This is a genomic window from Microbacterium sp. 71-23 (genome assembly GCF_001897265.1).
Lineage (GTDB): Bacteria > Actinomycetota > Actinomycetes > Actinomycetales > Microbacteriaceae > Microbacterium > Microbacterium ginsengisoli.
Genome location: NZ_MKSL01000042.1, coordinates 1 through 4871, shown reverse-complemented (window position 1 = coordinate 4871; position 4871 = coordinate 1). Strand labels below are relative to the sequence as shown.

The window sequence follows — 4871 nt, the reverse complement described above, 5'->3', positions numbered from 1 at the left end:
GGCTCGTCCGAACCCGAGCCGGGGGGCAGGTCAGTCATGGTGTCTCCTCACGCCGCGGGGGGACGCGGCATCCTCGGCCCCGACTCCTGCCGGGGCATGTACGGTCGACCCCGGGTCCGACCGCGGTCGATCCTTCGTCGATGACGGTCACACTTCGAACTGCGGGGTCTGGAACTCTCGCAGGCCGAGATCGCCGTCACGCACGACGAGACGCACTCGAGCCACGCCCGACGGCACCGCGTCGAACGAGAACCGGCCATGATCGCCGAGGTCCGCGTTCCACTCGCGATCACCCTGCGTGAGCTTGACCGCGAGTGCCGCAGCATCCACCCATCCGTCGATCCGGTGCTCTCCGCTCTCGGTGGCGGACACGTGCAGCAGAACACTCGTGTCGCCGTCGCTGAACTGGAGCGTCAGCGTGTCGGTCTCCCCGCGCGTGTTCGCCAGCTCGCTCTCCACGAGAGTCAGCAGCGCGTACTCGCGAGAGAGGTCTTCGACGGCGACGGCGGCCACCATGCGGTCGACGAGATCGACCGGCACAGGGTCGACCTCCTCCCACACGGCTCGCAGTCGCGCGAAGAGCGCGGCATCGGCCGCGAAGTCCTCAGTCTCCATGATTTCCTTCCCCCCATCCATCGCCCTCTACGAGGACGCGGAGCTTGCCCAGGCATCGCTGGCGGGTCGGTCCGATGGAGCCGACCGGCATGGCCAGATCCTGTGCGATCCGGGCGTAATCCGGTCGCTCGTCGAACGCGACGACGCGCAGCAGCCGCTGGCATCGATCGTTGAGCCGAGCCACGGCTGCCCAGAGCCGACGCGCCTCGTCGCTCTGCGCCGCCGTGTGCTCCGCGGACTCGTGCATCGGCAGATGCGGCTCGAGCGCCTCCGCCTCCGTCGGATCGGCGCGACGCTGGAGTTTCCCCACTCTCCAGGCCTCGCGACGGGCGGAGGTCGTGAGCCACCCCGAGATCGCTCGGGGCTCGACGATCGTCTCGTGCCGACGCACGAGAGTCAGCCACGTCGTCTGCACGACGTCTTGGGCCAGGGCGTGGTCCAAGCCGTATGCGCGGACGACCTGCCACAGCACGGGCGTCATGAGGCGGACGAGCTGGTCCATCGCGCGGCTGTCGCCCTCGCGCCAGCGCGCGAAGAGGTCGGCTGCGCGCTCCCAGCGGGTCGGCTCGCTCACGCCATCGGATTCCGCCGCGGACATCCCCCCGGGAGCGGGGACGTCGTCGCGCGGATCCGACCGATCGACATCGGTCATAGCGCCCATTGTGTCCACACCTGAAGGGAGCGGCAACGTCTGCGTCTGATACATCATGCGAGTTCGGGCGCCATGAGAGGTTCCGACGCCCCCGTTTCGTGCGCGAATACGGGGCGCCTAGAATCGCGCCATGACCCTGCTGTACGTGTGCGTCCGTCCTCAGCAGGGCGCCGCGATCGCCGAGTACGAGTCGTTCCGCACCGCTGCGCGTCTGGAACAGGGGCAGCTCCACACCCACGATCTCGTCCGCGATCCGCTTCCCGCCGACGCGTTCGACCGCTACTCGGGCTTCTTCGTCGGCGGAAGCCCGTTCAACGTCACCGACCCGGAATCGTCGAAGACCGAGACGCAGCGACGGCTGGAGGCCGAGCTGGATCGCCTGGCGACGGCTGCCGCGGACCCTGCCGGGCCGGCGGTGCTGTTCACCTGCTACGGAATCGGCGTCGCCACGCGCACGCTGGGCGGCGAGCTGAGCCGCGCGCACCCCGAGGACACCGGACCGTCCACCGTCTCTCTCACGCCGGACGGGGAGCGCGACCCGATCTTCGGCGGGCTGGCCACGCGCTTCACGGCGCTGACGGCGCACAAGGAAGGCTCGGCGACTCCTCCCCCAGGTGCCGTCCTCCTCGCCACCAACGAGCCCTGCCCCGTGCAGGCCTATCGGTACGGAGACCATCTGTATGCGACGCAGTTCCATCCGGAGCCGACGGCAGAGGCGTTCGCGGAGCGTATGGCCGTCTACCGCGACGACGGGTACTTCGCCTCGGAGGACTATGACGTCGTGGCCGGGCGCGTGTTGGCGGCTTCGTTGACGGAGCCGCCGCGCCTCCTGCGGGAGTTCGCTCGGCGCTTCGACCGTTGACATCTCGCTGAGTGCCATCGGACCCTCTAGGTTATCGAACATAGATTCGATAGTGTCATCTGGTGCGACTCGATGACAGGATATCCACAGGGCATTCGCCGATGAAGAGCGATGTCCGCCGCCGTGTTTAGTATCGAATATATGGACGAATCAGCGAAGGCTCTCGCATCGTTGACCGCTGCGTCCGAAGCCGTGGGCGCCGTATGGGTCGCTGCTCTGGGCGGAGCGATGCCGGGCAGTCGCGCAGAGGACGACGCCGCCGAGATGACCGACGGTGGGATCCTCGCGGTCAACGACGCACTCTGCGATCTGCGGCGGCACGTCGAGGCGGTCCACGCTCACGTGGCTGCCGCCATCGCCGCGCGATCCCGTCCCGAGCTCGGCAGCGATGGCCTCTCCCGCAGAGCGGGTCATCGCAGCCCGGCCCGTCTCCTGGCCGCTGCGACCGGCGGCCATCCCGGCGACGCCGCGCGGCTGATTCAGGTGGGGGAGGCCATGGCGGGGCGGATGACCTTCACGGGCGAGCGCACGGCACCGCGCCACGCGCATGTCGCCGAAGCTCTGCGCGCAGGACGTCTCAGCCTGTCCGCGGCGGCCTCGATCACCGAGTTGCTCGAGAAGGTCGCCGTGCACGTCGATCGCGCGCGTCTCATCGCGGTCGAGGCAGAGATCACCGAGCAGGCCGTGACGCTGTCGCTGACCGAGCTGTCCACGATGCTCCGGCGCGCCGAGGCGTGGCTCGTTCCCGACCGTCTTCCCGAAAAGATCGACGAGCTCCGCACGCAGCGGTCGCTCCACGTCCGCGAGGAGCAGGGTGGGATGCTGTCGCTCATCGCCCGCCTGGACCCGGAGTCGGCAGCCCCGGTGAGAGCGGTGATCGACGCGATCGTCGGCGGTCACCTCCGCGCTCACCGTGGTGCGAACGCTTCCCAGCAGTGGGGTGGAGGAGTCGTGGGCCGGACGGGGGAGCCCCTCGACGCCTGCTCCTCCGAGCAGACGCCGGAGACGCGGTCGATGCCGCAGCTGCGGGCGGACGCACTGGTGGATGTCTGCCGCCACGCTCTCGGCTGCGACGAGGTGCCGCAGCTCGCCAACACGACCGTCGTGGTGCGAATTCCGCTCGACGCGCTGACGTCAGGAATCGGCGTCGCCACCATCGACGGGATCGCTCAGCCGATCGATGCGGGGACGGCTCGTCGCATGGCCGGCGACGCGGAGGTCATCCCCTGCGTGCTCGGCGGCGAGAGCGAGATACTCGACTTCGGCCGCACGCGCCGCCTCTTCACCCGCGCGCAGAAGCTCGCACTGGTCGAACGCGACGGGGGATGCGCATTCTGTGGCGCTCCTCCGCAGTTCACCGAGGGACACCACATCCTGTGGTGGAGCTCGCACGGGGGTCGGACCGATCTCGGCAACCTGATCCTGCTGTGCACGTCCTGTCACCATCGGATCCACGCGGACGAGTGGGAGATCCGGATCGAGCCTCCCCCCTCGGGCGACGTCACGGGCGGGACGGTGTGGTTCATCCCTCCCGCCCGCATCGACGCGCACCGACGTCCGCGGCTCGGCGGCCGGCAGCGGTTCGACTATCGGGGTGCTGCATGATGCCGTTGAGGGGAGGGAAGCGAACCCGCTACACGGCCGGGCCGAGAATGACCGCAACGTCAGGGGGCACGATGAGCTGCCCTCGGGCGGAGGTGTGGTTCGCTCCCGCACCTGGCGCGGCGGGACTATCGGAGACCCGCGCGTCATCCTCAGACGAATCGCCGTCGGCTGTGCGCGACCGCGTCGACAGAAGCAGCACATCACCGCCCTTGACCGGCACCGTCCATGCAGCGTCGGAGAGGTTCACGATGACCCTCAGCGGCCCCCGGTGCAACACGAACCTCCGACTGTCCGGAGCGGCGTCCGCGTCGACCACCTCGGCTGACAGATCGCCGAACGAGGGATCGGTCAGCTCGGGGCGTTCACGGCGGAGGCGTGCCAGCTCCCGATACAGACCGAGGAGTCTCGCGTGCTCACCGGTGCCCACCTCGTCCCAGCGCAGCTTCGAGCGGTGGAACGTCTCGGGGTCTTGGGGATCGGGAACAACGGCCGGGTCCCAGCCCATCCGCTCGAACTCCGCGATGCGGCCCTTGGCCGTGGCATCACCGAGTTCGGGTTCCGGATGCGAGGTGAAGAACTGCCACGGGGTCGACGCTCCCCATTCCTCTCCCATGAAGAGCATCGGCGTCCCGGGTGCCGTCAGTGTAAGGACCGCAGCGATCGCCAGGCGGCCATACGAAAGCGTCTGGCTCAGTCGGTCGCCCACGGCGCGGTTGCCGATCTGGTCGTGGTCCTGCGCGAACGTGACGAGGCGCCACGCGGGGACTTCGCTGGGAATCGGACTCCCGTGCGTACGCCCCCGGAAGGACGAGAAGGTGCCGTCGTGGAAGAAGCCGTGAGCCCAGACCTTCGGCAGCGCGTCGGGCGCTGCGAAGTCCTCGTAGTAGCCGGTCGTCTCCCCAGTGAGTGCCACATGCACCGCGTGGTGCCAATCGTCGCTCCACTGGGCGTGCAGGCCGTAGCCCGACGCCTCCCGCGGGAGGATGAGTCGCGGTTCGTTGAGATCGGACTCCGCGATCAGCGTCAAAGGCCGGCCGAGGTGGGCCGAGAGGGCGTCCACCGCCTCGGCGATCTCCTGCAGGATGTGCACCGGTCCGTCATCGTGCAACGCGTGCACGGCGTCCAGACGCAGCCCGT

General features: G+C 69.0%; 5 protein-coding genes. 2 read left to right on the top strand and 3 right to left on the bottom strand.

All coding sequences use genetic code 11. The features are described 5' to 3' along the window. Positions 1 to 147 precede the first annotated feature (147 nt). On the bottom strand, positions 148 to 615 hold the full coding sequence (locus BGO15_RS13245) for a hypothetical protein (RefSeq protein WP_286748420.1): 468 nt from the start codon (positions 613 to 615) through the stop codon (positions 148 to 150). After that, on the bottom strand, positions 605 to 1267 hold the full coding sequence (locus BGO15_RS13240) for an RNA polymerase sigma factor (protein ID WP_286748419.1): 663 nt from the start codon (positions 1265 to 1267) through the stop codon (positions 605 to 607). Before BGO15_RS13240 ends, BGO15_RS13245 begins: the two co-directional genes overlap by 11 nt. A 130-nt stretch (positions 1268 to 1397) precedes the next feature. Between BGO15_RS13240 and BGO15_RS13235 the strand changes: the two genes are divergently transcribed. Continuing rightward, complete coding sequence (locus BGO15_RS13235) at positions 1398 to 2129, top strand: glutamine amidotransferase-related protein (RefSeq protein ID WP_286748418.1); 732 nt, start codon at positions 1398 to 1400, stop codon at positions 2127 to 2129. Positions 2130 to 2270: 141 nt separating this feature from the next. Beyond that, entirely contained in the window at positions 2271 to 3734 is a 1464-nt protein-coding gene (locus BGO15_RS13230) for an HNH endonuclease (protein WP_286748417.1), read from the top strand. Between the two features lie 28 nt (positions 3735 to 3762). On the opposite strand, the gene BGO15_RS13225 is transcribed toward BGO15_RS13230, so the two are convergent. After that, positions 3763 to 4871 (bottom strand): DUF3459 domain-containing protein (locus BGO15_RS13225; RefSeq protein WP_286748416.1); only part of this gene is annotated, 1109 nt, incomplete at its 5' end.

Excerpts from the sequence above, each read along its gene's own strand:
- BGO15_RS13245 (WP_286748420.1), bottom strand. The coding sequence starts at position 615 with ATGGAGACTGAGGACTTCGCGGCCGATGCCGCGCTCTTCGCGCGACTG.
- BGO15_RS13240 (WP_286748419.1), bottom strand. The coding sequence starts at position 1,267 with ATGACCGATGTCGATCGGTCGGATCCGCGCGACGACGTCCCCGCTCCC.
- BGO15_RS13230 (WP_286748417.1), top strand. The coding sequence starts at position 2,271 with ATGGACGAATCAGCGAAGGCTCTCGCATCGTTGACCGCTGCGTCCGAA.
- BGO15_RS13235 (WP_286748418.1), top strand. The coding sequence starts at position 1,398 with ATGACCCTGCTGTACGTGTGCGTCCGTCCTCAGCAGGGCGCCGCGATC.